Below are 16,150 nucleotides of genomic sequence, written 5' to 3'. Positions count from 1 at the left end.
AGAATTTTTGCGGGGAAGGGGAAAATGAGATGACGAATATAAGAAAGATTGCTGAACTTGCTGGGGTATCTGTTTCAACTGTTTCACGTGTACTAAATAATCATCCTTATGTGAATGAACAGAAACGAAAGGAAATTTTAGCAATTATAGAGGAATTAAATTATACGCAAAATGTGAATGCAATTCATTTAGTGAAAGGAAAAACGAATGTAATTGGCGTTTTATTACCGCACGTTAATGATCAATATTATAGCGCTATTATTGAAGGCATATCGAAGGAAACAGCAAAGAACAGTTATAATATGATGCTTTGTCAGACGAATTATAGTGAGGAAAGAGAATTAGAAATTTTGAATATGTTAAAAATGAAAAAGCTTGATGGGGTTATTATATGTTCGCGGGCAAATAGTAAGGAAAAGCTTGAAGAATATACGAAATTTGGTCCAATTGTTATGTGTGAGGAAATAGATTCAAAATACATTTCAAGTGTACATGTTGATTACTATAAAGTATTTTCACAAGGGATGAAAAACTTAATAGATGCCGGTCATACACGTATTGGGTATTGCATTGGAAGAAGTAATAGCATTAATAGCCAGAGAAGAAAACAAGCATATGAAGATTCATTTCAACAGATTGCTGTAACACCGTTAGAGACCTGGAAGTTTAAAGGCTGTTTTACAGTGGAAGACGGGCGTAATGTAATTAGGGAATGGGCCTGTATGTCAGTGAAGCCAACTGCGTTTCTTGTATCTTGTAACCATATTGCAGCGGGAATGGTAACGGAGGCGAAAAAACAAAGAATTCGTATTCCAGAAGATGTTACGATTATCGGTTGTGATGATCAAGACGTAGCAGACATTTTAGGCATTACGACGATTTCATATTCTAGTAAAAATGTTGGCGTGAAGGCATTTGAATTATTATATGAAAAGATTAATGATGAGCAAATAGATATAAAGCACGTAGAGTTATTGCCAGAATTCGTACAAAGGGAAACAACATAATAGATAAGGTATGAAAATCGCTTTTCAAAATTGCGTTTGGTATAATTATGGACAATCTATGAGGGCTAAAAGGGGTTTTGATATGAGATCAAAAGTAGTAAAAGTAATTCTACTCATTACAATTGCATCTTTCTGTTTATTTGCATATGGCTTTGTTTCAGGTGTAAATGATGTATTAAATCCGAAAGCTTCAAATTTAATTAAAAAGACCGATGTAGTGGCAAAAGAGAAAAAGAAAACAGGAACGTTACAAATCGTTAGTTTAGGTGATTCATTAACACGTGGTGTTGGTGATAAAGAAGGAATTGGCTATATTGGACGGATGAAAGAAGATTTACAAAAAGATTATAAGCAAAAGGTGGCCTTAACTAACTTAGCGGTTAGTGGTGCGAAAATGCCTGACTTATTAAAACAAATTGAGAGTAGTGGCGCTCAATATTCAATTAAGCAAGCAGATGTAATCGTTTTAACGATTGGAGGGAATGATCTATTTCCCGGTTGGGAATCGCTTGGGAAAATAGATTTAGAGACGTATCGTCCTGACACAGAAACGTTTCAAAATGAAGCAAAGAAAATTATAGAAGAAATTCGTAAATTAAATACAGATAGTCCGATTTTTTGGCTTGGTTTATACAATCCTTTTGAAGATGTAGAAGATTTAAAAGGGTCTTCAAACATTGTTGTAGATTGGAATGCATCTTTAGAAAAGTTAGCGATAAATAATAAAAATGTGTATATTACACCGACATTTGATTTATTCCAAAACCGTGGGAAAGATTTATTATACTCCGATCATTTCCATCCGAATGAAGTAGGGTATACATATATGGCGGACCGATTAGTTCAAAATGTTGTAAGTAAATTAAAGCTAGAACAAGGAGGGGTAAAATGACGACGATACTTTCCGTACGAGACTTGAAGAAGGTAATTGGAAAGAAGACTCTTGTAGAGAATATTTCCTTTGATGTAAAGCAAGGAGAAGTGTTCGGGTTCTTAGGACCGAATGGCGCTGGAAAGACGACTACCATTCGAATGTTAGTCGGATTGATTAAGGCGACAGAAGGTACGATTTCTATCGGTGGTTATTCGATTAAGGAAAATTTTAGAGAAGCGATGCGTCAAATTGGGAGTATCGTTGAAAACCCAGAGTTGTATACATATTTAACGGGATGGGAAAATTTAAAACAATTTGCTCGTATGTTAGGTGGTATATCAGATGAACGTATTATTGAAATTGCTCACATGGTTCATTTAGATGAAAGAATTCATGATAAGGTAAAAACATACTCACTCGGTATGAAACAACGACTTGGAATTGCGCAAGCGCTTCTTGGAAATCCAAAACTACTCATATTAGATGAACCAACAAATGGTTTAGATCCAGCAGGGATTAGAGAGCTTAGGGAATTTATACATAAGCTTGTCAAAGAAGAAAATATGAGCGTGTTTATTTCAAGTCATTTGCTAAGCGAAGTACAAATGATATGCGATCGTGTGGCCATTATTCATAAAGGAAAAATGATAACAGTTGCCAAGGTTGAAGAGTTAATTAAAACAGCAAGTGATCGCGTAGAATGGATTGTTACACCAATTTCTAAGGCAAAGGATATGCTAGAAGATGCTAAGGAAGTAAGAGAAGTGAGTATAGAAGGTAATCGATTACTATGCCGGATGCATATTTCATCTATAAGTAATTGGAATAAAACCTTTGTAGAAAACGGGATAGATGTACATAGTGTTAAAGAGCTTGTGTTTACGCTAGAAGATTTATTTATTGAACTCACAAGGGGTGAGCAGCATGCGTGAATTTGCGAATCTAGTTTTAAACGAATCGGAGAAGATTTATCGTAAGAAGCGTATTTTTGTTGTCATGCTTATTTTAGCAATCTTAATCCCGCTCTTCGTGTATGCGCAGTATCGTGAAATAGAAACGACACAAAAAAGGCTAGGTACAACGGATTGGAAAGTTTCGCTGCAGCAACAAATTGTTGATTCTCAAAACCGTTTGAACAACTCTAGATTGCCAGAAGAATGGCGTGATTGGTTAAAGGTAAGAGTAGAGCAGCAACAATATTATTTAGATCATGATATTAATCCAATGGCACCGGGCGCACCAACTTTTGTAAGGGCGTTTATTGAGCAAGGAATTACATTATTTATTCCGCTTCTCGTAATGATTGTCGCCATTGATATTGTTTCAGGAGAACGAAGTGATGGAACGATGAAGATGTTACTTACGCGGCCGATTCGGCGCTGGAAAATACTCCTTAGTAAATACGTAACGATGTTATTTTTCATTTCGCTCATACTGCTTCTTGTAGCTGTGTTTGCTTACGTATTATCAGGGCTTGTATTTGGATACTCGGGATGGAATTTACCTGTGTTAACAGGATTTGTTATTGATAAGGAAACGTTAAATACGAATTTTGTACATCTTATTCCGCAATGGCAATATATCTTGATGGCGTATGGATTAGCTTGGTTTGTTGCTATCGTTGTCGGAACTATATCATTTATGGTCTCTGTTTTAATTCGTAATACACCAGCTGGTATGGGTGTTATGCTAGCTGCATTAATTGCAGGCGGTATTTTAAGCTCGTTCGCAACATCTTGGGAAGGTGCGAAATATATTTTTAGTGTGAATTTATCGTTAACAGATTATCTATCAGGAAAACTACCTGCATTACAAGGTTTATCGATGGAGTTTTCTTTAATGAATTTAACGGTTTGGGCAGTTGTTTCCCTTATCATTTCATTTGTAGTATTTACAAAACAGGATATGGTGAATTAATTAGACGGGAAGTGAAAGCATGGAAAATGTTTTAAAAAATGATTGGGGGCCATTATTGGCACCAGAATTTGAGAAAGAATATTATCGTAAGCTAGCTGATTTTTTGAAAGAAGAGTACAGTACACATGTTGTTTACCCAAAGAAAGAAGATATTTTTAACGCTCTAGAGTATACAAGTTATGAAAATACAAAGGTCGTTATTTTAGGACAAGATCCATATCATGGACCAAATCAAGCGCATGGTTTAAGCTTTTCTGTGCAACCTGGTATTAAAACGCCACCGTCGTTGTTAAATATGTATAAAGAACTTCGAGATGAATATGGGTATGATATTCCAAATAACGGTTATTTAGTAAAGTGGGCAGAGCAAGGCGTTTTATTATTAAATACTGTATTAACAGTTCGACAAGGTGAAGCAAATTCTCATAAGGGAAAAGGATGGGAGCATTTCACAGATCGCGTAATTGAGCTATTAAATGAACGTGAAAAGCCAGTTATTTTCATATTGTGGGGACGCCATGCACAGGCGAAGAAAAAATTAATTACAAATACGAAGCACCACATTATCGAATCTGTACATCCAAGCCCACTATCAGCAAGACGTGGTTTCTTTGGTAGTAAGCCGTATTCTAAAGTAAATACGATTTTAGCTAATATGGGCGAAAGAGAAATTGATTGGGAAATTCCAAATTTATAAATAGAAAAGGTAGTTAACAGTCGTTAACTACCTTTTTATTATTGTTGCTCGTTCTTTAATTTTGCATCCAGTACAAACGTACCAAATGGGATAACTGATGAAACGAATGCCCCAAGTGCCCATGCAATTGACTTACGGTGTACGATTGTTACTTGAATTACTGCGAAGATGAATAGAATAAATAGAACGCCGTGAGCCATGCCTGTAATTTTAACAGCTGTTGCAAATCCTGCGAAATATTTTAATGGCATTGCTACAAATAATAGTAATAGGAAAGAAATCCCCTCAATTAAGCCGATTGCTCTTAATCGTCCGATTGGTGTAGATAACATGAAGTAGCCTCCTTTAACATATGCTTGTTTATAGTAAATTTGTATTCTTTTTCAAAATAAAATAGTCTATTTTGTTTCATTATATACAAAAAGAAAGTTTACACTACGAGAATAGTACAAAGTTCAAAATATAGTCACAAAAGCATGGTAATTTAAATAAAAACCTATTTGAAGTATTTGACTTCAAATAGGTTTTATGGGTGGAAATATTAAACAAGCGCTTCTCTTTTTAGTACGAACTTCTCTACAACTTTTGCAACGCCATCGTTCATATTTGTATCTGTTACATAGTTTGCAATTTCCTTAATATCATCAGGTGCATTGCCCATTGCAACACCAAGACCAGCAAATTCAATCATCGCCTGATCGTTATAGCTATCGCCCATTGCGATAACTTCTTCACGCTTAATGCCAAGCTTTTGGATTAATTGGTTTAAGCTCGTTCCTTTTGTAACACCAGCTTCAGTAAATTCTAAGAAGAATGGTTTAGAACGCATAACGCTTAATTGTCCTTCTAGTTGTTTTTGTAGTTTCTTTTCTACTTCAACAAGGCGTTCAGCTTCTTTATTCATTAATACCTTTACTACAGGCTCTTTAACAGCAGCTTTAAAGTCATCTACTACAACAATTGGCATACCAGTAATATCGCCCTCAATTTCAGTATAAGGATTATTTTCTTCTGTTACGATATCATCACCAATATAAGTATGAATCCATACATCTTCAGTTTTACTAATTTCAAATAAGTTGTGAACGATTTCAGGAGATAGCGTACTACTAAAGATTTCTTCGTTTGTTTTACAGTTAATAATTTTTGCGCCATTAAAAGATAGAATGAAGCTTCCGTATTCTTCTAAACGAAGTTCTTTCGCTACATTGCGCATACCAAACGTTGGACGTCCAGAAGCAAGTACAACTTTTACTCCTTGCTCTTGCGCAGTCATTAGAGCTTCTTTCGTACGAGGTGAAATAGTATGGTCATCACGTAATAACGTATCATCTAAATCTAAAACAATCATTTTATAAGTCATATTGAAAGTTCCCTTCTTTATTTAAATTACATGTTAATGAAGATATTAAGGAATAATAGTAAGACATCGAACTTCTTAGGAAAGAAGTGGATAAATTATCATGGGTGTATTGCCCATGATAATTTATCGTAACAACTCTACAGGTAGAGTGCAATAATGGAAGTTTTCCAATTTACGATAGTTGTTTCTCTGTAGAACGAGAAAATAGTATTTCGAGCAGAATTGCCATTACAGATCCAAGAACGAGGCCGTTACTTAAAAATGATGCTAGAAATGGTGGGAGCGTAGAAAATGCTCCTGCTGGGACAAACATAACCCCGACTCCTGTAAAGATGGAAAGACCCGCTACTTTAAATAATCGTTCTTTATTTTGTACTGTGTCGTATTCACGGAAAGCTAGACCAATCATACTTGCAAATACAGGATAGATAGCAGCATAACCAACTGCAACTGGGATTGCTGCAAAGAATGAAGTAATCTTTGGGAATATACTAACGACAATAATAAAGCTTGATCCTAACATAAATGGGAGTCGCTTATAAATATTAGTCGTTGCAATAAAACCTGCTGATCCAGAAATGGCGACAGGCCCAATAGCTGAGAATAGACCGCCTAGTAATTGATTGATCCCTGTTATGATGCCGGCTTGTTTGAAACGATCTGATGCAGCATTTTCTTCATATTTAGAGACAACCTTTTGCACAACACGAATACTTGCTAACATATTTGTTAGAAGTAATAATGTAACGAAAACGACCGTAATGGCCATGTTCCATTCAATGCGAGGCATGCCGAAAACAAATAAAGAGGGCAGACGGATTATGTCTGTCACAGGTGTTATTGGATTAGATAATCCGAAGCATGCGAATAATATCCAGCCGCAAACGATACTGAAAAGAACAGAATATTGTCCGATAATAGGTAGCTTCATAATGAAAAAGGATAGTAAAATAACAATGAGTGAAAGAATAAATACGTCAGCTTGTACTTCTGTATGTTGTCCGTCAAGACCAAACATTCCCTTTAAGAAGGCCCCGCTAAGTTGTGCGACAAGAAGAAATAAATACGTTCCAATGACTGTCGGTGTAAAATAGCGAACTAGTTTATCGATGAGTCCCAAAACGCTAAGAATAATACAAATGATACCACTTAATAGGAAAGCGTACTGAAGGACTTTAAGCGTTTCATTGCTAGATCCAAATAATACGACGCCTAAACTTGCATAAAGGGAGAAAATGCCCCACCAAAGGCCTGCAGGACCTTCTTGAATAGGAAGTTTATGTCCAAATATAGCTTGCAATAAGCCAGCAAAGCCAAGAACAAATAATGTTCTCTGTACGAATGCAATAGCTTCAGCACCATCTAGGCCATAACTAGTTGCGACACTAATTGGTACAATAAGGCTTCCAGCTAAAATAAATAGTGCCCATTGTAAGGCGGAAAGAAATGTCTTCATTATATCAACCTCTTTCATAGATTCCGTATCTAGTATATACGTATTTCATTTCCACTGGCAAAGATTGTAGATAGAGAAAAGAGTTGAAACACGATATGAATGCACGTAAACAATTATGGATAGCAGTTATATGTATGACTTTTGTTGTAATTCTAGGAACATTAGGATTTATGACAATTGAAGAGATTAGTTTATTTCAAGCATTTTGGATGACGATGATTACCGTATTAACGGTTGGATACGGAGACGCCATTCCTGTAACACATGCAGGAAAAGTATTTGCGCTCCTTATCATACCAGTTGGCGTTGGTATTGTTACGTATGCAATTGGTGTAGTGGCAGCTATGATTATTGAAGGGAATTTATTTCATGCAGTACGGAGGAAGAAGATGGATAAACAAATAGCACAGTTACAAAATCATATTATCGTATGTGGTTGCGGTAGAGTAGGGCTACAAGTTGTACATGAATTGCAAGAAAAGAAGATCCCATTTGTCGTCGTGGATAAAGATGAAAGCATATTAGAGAAGGAAAAACTTTTGTATGTACATGGAGATGCAACGGAAGACAAAGTGTTACACCATGCTGGAATTTCAAAGGCAGCTGGTTTAGTTGCCATCGTAGCAAATGATGCTGAAAATGTATTTATTACATTAACAGCAAGAGGATTAAACGATGCAATTAAAATTGTGGCAAGAGCAGAAAAACCAGAAACCGAAGACAAGTTAAAGAGGGCTGGGGCAAATAAGGTGATTAATCCATCTAGTATGGCCGGCATTCATATTGCAAAAGGCATTGCGAATCCGCTAACAGTTCATTATATTGATACAGTACTGTATGGTGTGGAACAATCATTTGTAATTGAAGAAATTGCAGTCGGTGAGGGCTCTATTTTAGCTAATAAATCATTATTAGAGAGTGATGTTAGAAATCAATTTGATGTAACAATTTTAGCGATTTTAAGAAATGGGAATGTTATACATAATCCAACGGGGCAGGAAAAGTTGCAAGAACATGATATGATAATAGTATTTGGTTCAGTAGAGAAGCTGGGACAATTTGAGAAAGAACTACAAAGTACGAGGTGATAAGGAATGCAAATATCAAGCGATAAGATTTTAAATAAAATGGCGAATGAAATTGCAAAGGCAAAAAGTAGTGAAGGACAAAAATCAAAAGAGCATTTATTAGTTGTACGAGCTTTATGCGATTTATTATTAGATGAGCAAGTTGAATCTTCTACGTATAGAGAGCCGCAAATTCAATCACAAATAATTGGATCACAGCCAGTAACGATGCAACCAATCGCACCGGTTTCTGGAGAACCAGTATATATAAAAGAAAGTGATGCAAACGGTAATTCTTTATTTGATTTTTAGAAGATAAATCGTTTGGCTTATATGTAAAAATTGCTTATGATAAAGGTAAAAAAGGGGAATTAAGATGAAAATTTTCTTTTTACTAGGTTGTATTGCAGCGGGGCTATCTGTTGCGTTAGGAGCATTTGGAGCACACGGTTTAGAAAATAAAATTTCTGCAAAAATGTTAGAAGTTTGGAAAACAGGTGTTACATATCAAATGTTCCATGCAGGTGGGCTATTCGTAGTTGCATTATTGATGGATAAGATTCAATCATCACTTTTAACTACTGCTGGTTGGCTTATGGTAGCTGGGATTATTATGTTCTCAGGTAGTCTGTATGCGTTAAGCACAACAGGGATTAAGTTTTTTGGTCCAATTACACCTCTTGGTGGTGTCGCGTTTATCGTGGCATGGATCTTAGTTGGAACTGCAGTTGTAAAAGGGCTATAAAGAACAAAAGCTGGCATATGCCAGCTTTTTTATGATCTTGGAGCATAAGTTGCTTGTTGACTAGGTAAATATATAATTTCTTCTGGGAATTCTACATAATCTAAGTAAATCATTAATAATAAATAACGTTTCCCTGATTGTGGCTCACTAATTACGATATGATCACGACCAGCCGCTTCGATAATACCCGTATAGGATTGTGTACCGAGTGAACTACCACGCTCATAAGTCATTACAACTGTGGCTTGCTTGCCCTTGTTCAAGCGAAGAATATTTTCAATATATGACTGTTCTAGAGGTAACATGCCTTGAGAAACAGCATATTGAGCTTGCGCAGCTTGTTGTTGCATTGCTTGCTGTTGTTGCTGTTGCTGTGGGGTCATTTGTTGCGGTTGTACGTAAGTTCCAGATGGTTGATAGAAACCTGTTCCGTAATACGGATTTTGTTGCTGTGCCATTCAAAAATCCCTCCTTGTTTTCATTCCTTAATATATGCTAGGGCAATCCCCAGCATTTGGCTGGAAGAAGCAGTGCTTTTTGAAGCGACCAGAGTTTTGCTGGTTATACCAAGTTGGTGGACAAGGGCCTTCCGGTCTAAAAAACCATAAGGCAAAGTTGGCAGGCCAAAAGCGTTGTCCTTGAATTGTTCGTCTTGCTAATGCGATATCTTGTTCTCTTGCGCGTTGATAAAAATATCCCTTTTGAGTTGCCTCAAAACCGCCAGGATTTTGATAAACCATTTGCCGCAAATTACGTATTTTTTTAAAATCTAAACAATTTCCGCGGACACGATTTACCCCAACATTCCCAACCATTAACATCCCCTGTTGTCCTTCTCCTTCAGCTTCAGCACGCATAAGTCTAGCTAATAACTTTACATCTTCTTCGTTATATGCGATAACGCCCATTATGTGTCACCTCTCTTTTTGGAATACCTTGTGGAAAGAGGTTTATCTCTAGATGAAGTGTGTAACAATTACTAGTTCATACGTATGAGGAAAAGGGCTCAGATATGACAACCAAACGAAGTTTTACATTGGGAGTGGAAAATAAAAAAAGCTAGCGTGAGCCAGCTTTTTTATTAAAAAACTTTAGACCATAAATTTGAGAAGAAATCACCGATAGAGCGCATTGTTAACACAAACCAATTTGCTTTTTCAACTTCTTCTGTCGTTTTTGCGGTAACCTTCATACTTTTATTACCGTCTAAGAAACCATATTTATCAGTTGATTCTAAAGTAATCGAACCTACTTTAGCATTCTTCTTAATAGGAGCAACTAAATGACCATCTTCAGCAAGAGATTTATCAACTTCAGTCCCAATTTTATAAGGATTTTTGCTACCTTTCTTCGCAATTACGGTTATTTCTTTTTCCGGTGCAACAGTTACTTGATCTTCTTTCCCTTGTACGACAGAGAGTGTATTGTTTTTATCGACCTTTAGTTTTTGTTTTTCGAAGTTATTAAACCCGTATTCGATTAACTCACGAGATTCTGTGAAGCGCTCGTCCATTGATTTTGTTTTAATAATAACCGAAATAAGACGTACATCACCACGTTTAGCAGTAATAGTAAATCCGTATCCGGCTGTATCAGAACTTCCGGTTTTTAAACCATCAGTACCTTCATAAGCGAAAGCAGCTCCTGGTAACATCCAGTTCCAGTTTTCCATACGAATTGGTTTCGGATGATTATCTGGGAAGTTTCTAAATCTTTGTTTTGTATCCTCTAGCATTTCTGGATACTTTGTAATCATTGCTTTTGAAAGTATACCCATATCGCGAGCTGACATAGAGTTTTCTGCACTTGGATCAGTACCCTCAGGGTGTTTTCCTTTTAAGTCAGCGTTATTTAAACCAGTAGCGTTTACAAATTTATATTTCTTTAACCCTAGTTTTTTTGCATGTTCATTTGCAAGATTTAAGAAGTTTTTCTCACTTCCTGCAAGAAGTTCTGCTAAGGCAATACTAGATCCGTTTGCAGAGAAGATAACGATAGAATGATATAGTTCTCTTACAGTATATTGACGTCCTTTTTCGAACGGCACGTTAGAGAATTCATTATTACGTGAAACTTCATAAGCGTAATCGGAAATATTTACCTTTGTATCCCAAGTGATTTTTCCTTCTTTAATTGCTTCTAACACGGCATAAACAACAATTAATTTTGACATACTAGCGATAGCTAGTAATTCATCTGGATTTTGTTCATGCAGTATTTTTCCTGTATCTGCATCAAATAGAAGTGCAGCAGCTGCCTCAATGTGTATTTTTTCTTCCGCATGGGATGTTGTTACTCCTAAGGAAGAAATTGACAATAGAAACGCTAGTAAAATAGAAAAGATTTTCTTCATATACATTATCACCTTCGCATCGTTATTAGCATATAGCTCGTACCATTTTAGCATAAATTTGGATATAGAAAGGTTACAATTTTGTAAGGTATTTAGAAGGGATTTGTCGATTTTTGTTCAAATTTGCGGAAAAAAGAAGTTTTTTGAGGAGAAATATAGAGGGGAATAAAAAAAGGAACGAATTTCGTTCCTTTTTCACGGTTTATATGTGTAAAAATTTCTCTACCTTTTCGTCTGGTAAAATGTTTCCAACGAAAAATGTTCCGAATTCACCATAACGAGCACTTACTTCATCGAAGCGCATTTCATATATAAGTTTTTTAAATTGAAGAACATCGTCAGCGAATAATGTTACGCCCCACTCAAAATCGTCGAATCCAACAGATCCTGAAATAACTTGGCGTACTTTACCTGCATACTGGCGACCAATTTTACTATGACTGTACATCATTTTCTTACGTTCCTCCATCGGAAGCATGTACCAGTTGTCATCACCTTGGCGACGCTTGTCCATTGGATAGAAGCAAATATGATTTGCTTTCGGTAACTCAGGATATAAGCGAGCTAAGATTTGTGGATTTTGGTATGGATCTTCATCAGCTGGAAGGTAGTTGCTTAGTTCAACAACAGATACGTAAGAGTATGCAGGAACCATATATTCAGCTAAAGTTGTTTTATTCAATTCTGTCTCAATTTCATTTAACTCTTCCATTGTTGGACGTAAAATCATAAGCATAATATCAGCTTTTTGGCCAACAACTGTATACATTGCGTGACTGCCCTTTTTTGCAGCAGCTACGTCGTTCCATTTTTCAACGACATTTAAAAATTCAGACACAGCTTGTCCGCGTTCGTCGCTAGATAATGTTTTCCATGCAGCCCAATCAATAGAACGTAAATCATGTAAACAATACCAGCCATCTAACGTTGTTGTTGCTTCACTCATTCTATTCACCTCAGTTAATGATAGTTTTACACGTTAACTATAGCATATATAGTTTTAAAATCATCTATATAAAACCTTGGCGCATAAAATTGTCACATTTAAGTGTTTAAGCAAGGTGAATTTAACAGCTGAATTTTATGAAAATATAATCATTTTTATTTTATCTATTTTTTGGGAGCTATAAGTTTAAAATATAGAGGAAAAGAAGTATTCTTAAAGATAGAGTTTTTTTAACATATGTAGGAGGGTTTATTCGTGAGCAACTTATTTACAACAGTAAAAGAAAAAGTTCAAGGAAAAGGCATTTCTATCGTACTTCCTGAAGGAACTGATGAAAGAATTTTAGGCGCTGCAGAGCGTTTAGCAAAAGAAGAGTTAGTAAAACCAATCTTAGTTGGTAATAAAGAAGAAATTAGCGCAAAAGCTGCTAGCATGAATTTAACATTAGCAGGCGTTGATATTTACGATCCAGCTACATACGAAGAAATGGATGCAATGGTAGCATCTTTCGTTGAACGCCGTAAAGGTAAAGCAACTGAAGAAGACGCTCGCAAAATCCTTAAAGACGAAAACTACTTCGGTACAATGCTTGTATACATGGGCAAAGCACACGGTTTAGTAAGTGGTGCAGCTCACTCTACAGCTGATACAGTTCGTCCAGCACTTCAAATCATTAAAACAAAACCAGGCGTTACAAAAACTTCTGGCGTATTCATCATGGTACGTGAAGAAGAGAAATATGTATTCGCTGATTGTGCAATTAACATTGCACCAAATAGCCAAGATTTAGCTGAAATTGGTATCGAAAGTGCGAAAACTGCTGAACTATTCGGCATTGATCCACGCGTTGCTATGTTAAGCTTCTCTACAAAAGGTTCTGCGAAATCTCCAGAAACAGAAAAAGTTGTAGAAGCAACTCGCATTGCAAAAGAAATGGCTCCAGAATTAGCTCTAGATGGAGAATTCCAATTCGATGCTGCATTCGTACCATCTGTAGCTGAGAAAAAAGCTCCAGGTTCTACAATTAAAGGTGATGCTAACGTATTCGTATTCCCAAGCTTAGAAGCTGGTAATATCGGCTACAAAATCGCTCAACGTTTAGGTAACTTCGAAGCAGTAGGACCAATCTTACAAGGTTTAAACATGCCTGTAAACGACCTATCTCGTGGATGTAACGAAGAAGAAGTGTACAAGTTAGCTTTAATTACAGCAGCTCAAGCACTTTAATTCTATAACGAATTGAAATAAAGACCGTCGCTAAAATAGCGACGGTCTTTATTTTTCTAAGCCAAGTGCTTTATTGTTACGATCAATAATACGTTGTAAATTCGTCTCATATAAAGGTATTTCATCTATTGTTAATTGAGATGGTGTTAACTTTGGAGCGAATTGTTGCAATGTTTTTAAAAGGCGCATCATTAAATCTTGTACTGTAATGGTTTCGCCAAGTAATTCTGAAAGTGAAGCCATCGTACTCGGTACAATTTCAGGATAAGTAAAGCGTGTTTCTTCTCCTTGAATGGCTAGGTTGTAGAAATCACGAACGAGTGCGGCACGTTCAGAGCCACTTCCTGTAGCACAGAGATAAATTTGGACAGCGACACCACCGCGAATACGGCGCTGTGAAATACCAGCAAATTTTTGATCGCGAATACTTAAATCGTAGCTACCAGGGCAGTAAGAACCAACGATTTCTTTTGCCTCAATTGTAACATCGTAATCCTTTAACATTTCCTGAATTAAATGCCACATTGTATCGTATCCAAGATCAATATCGATACCTTTTTCCGTCTCTTGGAATAAAAGCGATACGTTTAACACACCTTCATCAAGTACGACTGCAAGTCCGCCAGAATTACGAACGATAACATTGAAGTTGTTTTCTTTTAAAAAGGAAATACCTTCTTCCAAGTGCGGTAGGCGTGAATCTTGAATGCCAAGAACAATTGTATTGTGATGAACCCAAGAACGCATTGTTGCAGCTGATTGACCATTTCCGATACTCGTGCATAATGTGTCGTCCATTGCGAATGACTGCAATGCATGGAATGTTGGTCCCAAACTAGACTGATCTACAATACGCCACTCTGGCTGAGATAAAATGGAACGGGAATTGCTCATATAACTAACCCCTTATCTTTAAAATGACAATCTCTATTATAGCAAAAAATAATGAAAGTAGTTTTTAAGAGAAAATCTTACTGAATTGTAAGGTTGTTGTAAGGAAAGTGAATTGGTTAAATGATCTAAGATGGCTAAACTAAGAGATGTAATTATTGATTTTAGGAGGCATACAAATGAAAAATGTTAAATTAGGAATCGTAGCGATTATGTCAGCTGCTGTATTTAGTGGCTGTTCTATTATGGATATGATTGCACCACAAGCAACGGGTGTTGTTATGTACGGAGATGAAACAGGCGTTCAACAAACAATGGATCAATATAAAGATAAAATTGAATCTCAAAATAAATTTGAAGCTAAACTAGGTACTGTTAATGGGAAAAAGGTTTTAATCATGAATAAAACAACGGCTGAGAAGATAGTAAAGGAAAACATGCTGAAAAAAGTAGTGAAAGAAGATGTAGAACCTATTAAAGCATTGCCGGCTATTTCTGATGAAGCTGGAATTGTATTTGCTAAAGAGGAACAAAAAGATGTAGTAATTGATGGAAAGAAAATGAAGTACGAAGGCAATGTAGTAATTGGTGATGCGCGTAAATATACAGATATGTATGCAGTTGTTAGTGATGCAGAATATGCAAAAATAAGTGAACCGGTAAAAACAATTGGTTTAGCATCCTTTAAAGAGAATCCAAAGGAAAAGATTTTTCCAGATATAAAGAGGGATTCTAAAGTAGAAGAAGCACATATGGTTGAAGTGAAATAACAAAAAGGATGCATGTAATGCATCCTTTTTACTCTGCAATTTTTTCTAAATTACCGTTTCGATCCATTCGGAAAGATGTTTGAGAACGTTCTTCTTCATCCATGACTGCCAGCTTACGAGCGCGGTTCATAATGTTCATAAGTGTTTCGTAATCTTCTTGTACAGTATGAGATTGTTTTTCTAATTTTTCCAGTTTCTTTTCTAGTTCTTCATTTCGAAGGATTTGTGATTTAATTTCTTGTTTCAATCTCGTATTCTCGTTTTCAAGAGCTGTCACTTTTATATTTGAAGATCCGACTGTTTGTAAAAAATAAATAACATCTTGCATTGTCATAGAGCCTTTTGCAGTAGGAACGGTAGTTTCTTGATATGGAGTAGCTTCTTTATATTGTACAATTGATTCCTCTTGTACGAACTCTTCATAATTAGTTATCGAATCTGAAGCTGGTGGTGTATAAAGTAAACGTTTTTTCGCTTGTTCACCACTTGCAGCACGCATTTTATCTTTACGATGTTTTTTTGCTAGTTGAAGAGCTTGTTCATAGCTATAGCGAACAACAGCATTCCAACGGAAACCACAGGCAGCCGATGTACGATTTAATCTGTCTCCTACTTCTTCAAATGCATTTAATTGGGTACTTCCTTCTCGAACGTGACGAAGTACAGTTTCAGCAAGTAATAAATCATCCTCATCCGTCCAAGCATCTTGTCTTACTTTCATAGATTCAACTCCCTTTCTTTTTATGAACTTCCTATTTTTATAATGGGCAAAAAAGTGAGCTTTTATACAAAGCTTTTAAAAATATGGTAGATTTCGATGAGAGGTATAAAGTGAAA

At 36.2% G+C, this 16,150-nt stretch carries 19 protein-coding genes; 10 read left to right on the top strand and 9 right to left on the bottom strand.

All coding sequences use genetic code 11. From position 1 onward, the window contains the following. The first annotated feature begins 29 nt into the window (after positions 1-29). From MR147_RS14275 to MR147_RS14255, 5 genes are read left to right on the top strand one after another with little or no spacing between them, the layout of a single operon-like run. Complete coding sequence (locus MR147_RS14275) at positions 30-1,007, top strand: LacI family DNA-binding transcriptional regulator (protein ID WP_074608037.1); 978 nt, start codon at positions 30-32, stop codon at positions 1,005-1,007. Positions 1,008-1,017: 10 nt separating this feature from the next. After that, on the top strand, positions 1,018-1,899 hold the full coding sequence (locus tag MR147_RS14270; protein ID WP_139302786.1) for an SGNH/GDSL hydrolase family protein: 882 nt from the start codon (positions 1,018-1,020) through the stop codon (positions 1,897-1,899). Then, positions 1,896-2,813, top strand: coding sequence for an ABC transporter ATP-binding protein (locus MR147_RS14265; protein ID WP_074608040.1), 918 nt, complete (start codon positions 1,896-1,898; stop codon positions 2,811-2,813). Before MR147_RS14270 ends, MR147_RS14265 begins: the two co-directional genes overlap by 4 nt. Next, positions 2,806-3,798 carry an ABC transporter permease subunit gene (locus tag MR147_RS14260; protein WP_074608042.1) on the top strand — a complete coding sequence of 331 codons (993 nt, stop codon included), beginning with the start codon at positions 2,806-2,808 and terminating at the stop codon, positions 3,796-3,798. Before MR147_RS14265 ends, MR147_RS14260 begins: the two co-directional genes overlap by 8 nt. Before the next feature lie 19 nt (positions 3,799-3,817). Continuing rightward, positions 3,818-4,495 carry a uracil-DNA glycosylase gene (locus MR147_RS14255; protein WP_000432535.1) on the top strand — a complete coding sequence of 226 codons (678 nt, stop codon included), beginning with the start codon at positions 3,818-3,820 and terminating at the stop codon, positions 4,493-4,495. A gap of 38 nt (positions 4,496-4,533) precedes the next feature. Here MR147_RS14255 and MR147_RS14250 read toward each other — a convergent pair whose 3' ends face one another. From MR147_RS14250 to MR147_RS14240, 3 genes are all read right to left on the bottom strand, one after another. Then, positions 4,534-4,827, bottom strand: coding sequence for a DUF3817 domain-containing protein (locus MR147_RS14250; RefSeq protein WP_000953389.1), 294 nt, complete (start codon positions 4,825-4,827; stop codon positions 4,534-4,536). A 209-nt stretch (positions 4,828-5,036) separates the two neighbouring features. After that, the gene (locus tag MR147_RS14245; RefSeq protein ID WP_071730699.1) at positions 5,037-5,858 is read right to left on the bottom strand and encodes a Cof-type HAD-IIB family hydrolase; all 822 of its coding nucleotides are present in this window, start codon (positions 5,856-5,858) and stop codon (positions 5,037-5,039) included. A 172-nt stretch (positions 5,859-6,030) separates the two neighbouring features. Continuing rightward, the gene (locus MR147_RS14240) at positions 6,031-7,314 is read right to left on the bottom strand and encodes a purine/pyrimidine permease (RefSeq protein WP_001985179.1); all 1,284 of its coding nucleotides are present in this window, start codon (positions 7,312-7,314) and stop codon (positions 6,031-6,033) included. Positions 7,315-7,409: 95 nt separating this feature from the next. On the opposite strand from MR147_RS14240, the gene MR147_RS14235 reads away from it, so the two are divergent. The 3 genes from MR147_RS14235 to MR147_RS14225 all read left to right on the top strand — a co-directional run bounded on the left by MR147_RS14235 (position 7,410) and on the right by MR147_RS14225 (position 9,126). Beyond that, positions 7,410-8,402, top strand: coding sequence for a potassium channel family protein (locus MR147_RS14235; protein WP_139302789.1), 993 nt, complete (start codon positions 7,410-7,412; stop codon positions 8,400-8,402). Positions 8,403-8,408: 6 nt separating this feature from the next. Next, positions 8,409-8,693, top strand: a complete 285-nt coding sequence (locus MR147_RS14230; protein WP_001167345.1) for a YwdI family protein — start codon at positions 8,409-8,411, stop codon at positions 8,691-8,693. Between the two features lie 64 nt (positions 8,694-8,757). Beyond that, on the top strand, positions 8,758-9,126 hold the full coding sequence (locus MR147_RS14225; protein ID WP_000688311.1) for a DUF423 domain-containing protein: 369 nt from the start codon (positions 8,758-8,760) through the stop codon (positions 9,124-9,126). A 29-nt stretch (positions 9,127-9,155) separates the two neighbouring features. Here MR147_RS14225 and gerQ read toward each other — a convergent pair whose 3' ends face one another. The 4 genes from gerQ to hemQ form a co-directional block, all read right to left on the bottom strand. Next, positions 9,156-9,584, bottom strand: a complete 429-nt coding sequence (gerQ, locus tag MR147_RS14220) for a spore coat protein GerQ (RefSeq protein ID WP_242304444.1) — start codon at positions 9,582-9,584, stop codon at positions 9,156-9,158. A 27-nt stretch (positions 9,585-9,611) separates the two neighbouring features. After that, positions 9,612-10,034: a cell wall hydrolase CwlJ gene (gene cwlJ, locus MR147_RS14215; RefSeq protein WP_000538159.1), complete on the bottom strand. Its 423-nt coding sequence runs from the start codon at positions 10,032-10,034 to the stop codon at positions 9,612-9,614. 173 nt (positions 10,035-10,207) lie between these two features. After that, the gene (locus tag MR147_RS14210; RefSeq protein ID WP_175574527.1) at positions 10,208-11,485 is read right to left on the bottom strand and encodes a serine hydrolase; all 1,278 of its coding nucleotides are present in this window, start codon (positions 11,483-11,485) and stop codon (positions 10,208-10,210) included. Between the two features lie 196 nt (positions 11,486-11,681). Next, complete coding sequence (gene hemQ / locus MR147_RS14205) at positions 11,682-12,425, bottom strand: hydrogen peroxide-dependent heme synthase (RefSeq protein ID WP_001287585.1); 744 nt, start codon at positions 12,423-12,425, stop codon at positions 11,682-11,684. Between the two features lie 255 nt (positions 12,426-12,680). On the opposite strand from hemQ, the gene pta reads away from it, so the two are divergent. Next, positions 12,681-13,652: a phosphate acetyltransferase gene (pta, locus tag MR147_RS14200; RefSeq protein WP_000067214.1), complete on the top strand. Its 972-nt coding sequence runs from the start codon at positions 12,681-12,683 to the stop codon at positions 13,650-13,652. Positions 13,653-13,700: 48 nt separating this feature from the next. Here the strand turns inward: pta and lipL are convergent, their stop codons facing one another. Continuing rightward, positions 13,701-14,546 carry an octanoyl-[GcvH]:protein N-octanoyltransferase gene (gene lipL / locus MR147_RS14195; RefSeq protein WP_000071956.1) on the bottom strand — a complete coding sequence of 282 codons (846 nt, stop codon included), beginning with the start codon at positions 14,544-14,546 and terminating at the stop codon, positions 13,701-13,703. A gap of 176 nt (positions 14,547-14,722) precedes the next feature. Between lipL and MR147_RS14190 the strand changes: the two genes are divergently transcribed. Beyond that, the gene (locus MR147_RS14190; protein ID WP_074608052.1) at positions 14,723-15,313 is read left to right on the top strand and encodes a lipoprotein BA_5634 family protein; all 591 of its coding nucleotides are present in this window, start codon (positions 14,723-14,725) and stop codon (positions 15,311-15,313) included. Between the two features lie 28 nt (positions 15,314-15,341). Here MR147_RS14190 and MR147_RS14185 read toward each other — a convergent pair whose 3' ends face one another. Beyond that, the gene (locus tag MR147_RS14185) at positions 15,342-16,034 is read right to left on the bottom strand and encodes an RsfA family transcriptional regulator (RefSeq protein ID WP_000868375.1); all 693 of its coding nucleotides are present in this window, start codon (positions 16,032-16,034) and stop codon (positions 15,342-15,344) included. Between the last annotated feature and the right edge of the window lie 116 nt (positions 16,035-16,150).

Origin of the sequence: Bacillus cereus group sp. BfR-BA-01350 (assembly GCF_022663775.1) — a bacterium.
Lineage (GTDB): Bacteria > Bacillota > Bacilli > Bacillales > Bacillaceae_G > Bacillus_A > Bacillus_A paranthracis.
The sequence above is the reverse complement of the archived record's forward strand: the minus strand, read 5'-3'. Positions and strand labels throughout refer to the sequence as shown.